Source organism: Paracraurococcus lichenis (assembly GCF_030657435.1).
GTDB lineage: Bacteria > Pseudomonadota > Alphaproteobacteria > Acetobacterales > Acetobacteraceae > Paracraurococcus > Paracraurococcus lichenis.
Genome location: NZ_JAUTWS010000348.1, coordinates 1 through 947 on the forward strand (window position 1 = coordinate 1; position 947 = coordinate 947).

Consider the following 947-nt stretch of genomic DNA (forward strand, 5'->3'; position numbering starts at 1 on the left):
GGTCCGGGCGCCCCAGTCGCAGCCGCCGATCACCGCCTGCCGGATCCCGAGCGCATCCAGCAGCGCGATCATGTCGACCGCGAGCGCCGACTGCTGCCCGTTCCGGACCGTCTCATCCGACAGAAAGCGCGTCGTGCCGTAGCCGCGGAGGTAGGGGACAATCACCCTGTATCCCGCGGCGGCAAGCAGCGGCGTAACCTCGGCATAGGCGTGGACGTCGTAGGGCCAGCCGTGCAGGAGGAGGACGGCGGGGGCATCCGGGCGGCCCGCCTCGGCGTAGCCGACGCGCAGCAAGCCGGCATCCACCTCCTTGAGGGGTGCAAAGGCGGCGGTTGCCTGAGCGTGGGCGTTGCCGGCAGTGCCGAGGCGGCCGGCGATGACCGTTGCGGCGATGGTGCTCAGGAGCTGCCGGCGGGCAGGGTCGATGGGGGTGTCCTGCATCGGTGCGGTCCTCGATTGCGGTCAGGCAATACTGCCTGAGCCGCCGAACATCCGCTTGGAGACGACCTGGAGGTCTCCTTCAGGTGGGCTTGATTTCCGCAGCAGGCCGCTTGCGCTACGGTTCCAAAAGAATCATTAGGGCGCGCCGTGCGCTACCTTTTCGGCAACTGCATGCTCGATACCTCCCGGCGCGAACTGCGCCGGGACAACGGCTTCGTTGCGGTCGAGCCGCAGGTCTTCGACCTGCTGGAATTCCTCATCCGGACACGCGACCGTGTGGTCAGCCGCGACGATCTCCTGGCTGCGGTCTGGCGTGGCCGCATCGTCTCGGAGGCGACGCTGAGCAGCCGGGTGAACGCAGCCCGTACCGCCATCGGCGATAGCGGCGCGGACCAGCGGCTGATTCGGACCCTGCCGCGCAAAGGCGTTCGGTTCGTGGGGGCGGTCCAGGAGATCGGCGCTGCGGCACAGGATGCGCCGGCTTCCGGCATCGCCGCACCGACGGC

2 protein-coding genes are annotated in these 947 nt (G+C 69.1%); one reads left to right on the plus strand and one right to left on the minus strand.

All coding sequences use genetic code 11. The features are described from left to right. Positions 1–441: alpha/beta fold hydrolase (locus Q7A36_RS40165; protein WP_305109386.1), on the minus strand; the 441-nt coding region annotated here is incomplete at its 3' end. A 171-nt stretch (positions 442–612) separates the two neighbouring features. On the opposite strand from Q7A36_RS40165, the gene Q7A36_RS40170 reads away from it, so the two are divergent. After that, a partial coding sequence (locus tag Q7A36_RS40170; protein ID WP_305109387.1) for a winged helix-turn-helix domain-containing protein occupies positions 613–947 on the plus strand: 335 nt, incomplete at its 3' end.